This window comes from Oleiphilus sp. HI0117 (genome assembly GCF_001635235.1).
In genome coordinates this window covers 1-561 of sequence record NZ_LWGA01001336.1, presented here as the reverse complement: position 1 = coordinate 561, position 561 = coordinate 1, and the positions used below count along the sequence as shown (strand labels likewise).

The 561-nt window shown below is 43.7% G+C and carries 1 protein-coding gene; it reads right to left on the bottom strand.

Annotated features, from left to right (window positions below; translation table 11 throughout):
* Positions 1-561, bottom strand: a 561-nt coding sequence (locus A3757_RS27280) for a hypothetical protein (RefSeq protein WP_197470251.1), incomplete at both ends; no start/stop codon positions are given.

Genomic DNA, 561 nt, shown 5'->3' with positions numbered 1-561 from the left:
TCGTACTATCAATATCCAAATCTTCTACACGAAATTTCGCATCGATCCCCAGATATGAATCAGCTAGCAATATATTTCTTGGCTTACCATTCGAAGAATTGCCGGTCGTATCATGAAAGTCATTTCCTTGGTTTTTAATAACTATATCTAAATAACCTAGGTAAGCTTCCACTGAGAAATTCTTGCTTAAGGCAGTCTCAACACTGCCGTCTGAAGCACGTATACCAAACTCGGCTTCCTGAATATGTAGATCAACAGCATTTTTATAATTATCAAGATTTGATGCGTGCGTAGACGGTGGAGGTGGAGTATTGCCAGTGAGGACGGCATCACTGAACCCAAGGTCTTGTGACGTAACGTGAATAAGCACATCGCCATCGCCGTACTGCTTCCCAAACCCACCAGCACCATCAGCATACTCATTGATAGCCCAGGCAACATCAGTTTCACTCGTATCAAAAAAACCAGCAGTGGCCAGGAGCGCAACATCGGAAAACCCTGTTGCCAATGTTTCGTTACCATCTGTCACGTCAATTTTTGCGCGAAGGTTGTCTACTAAGC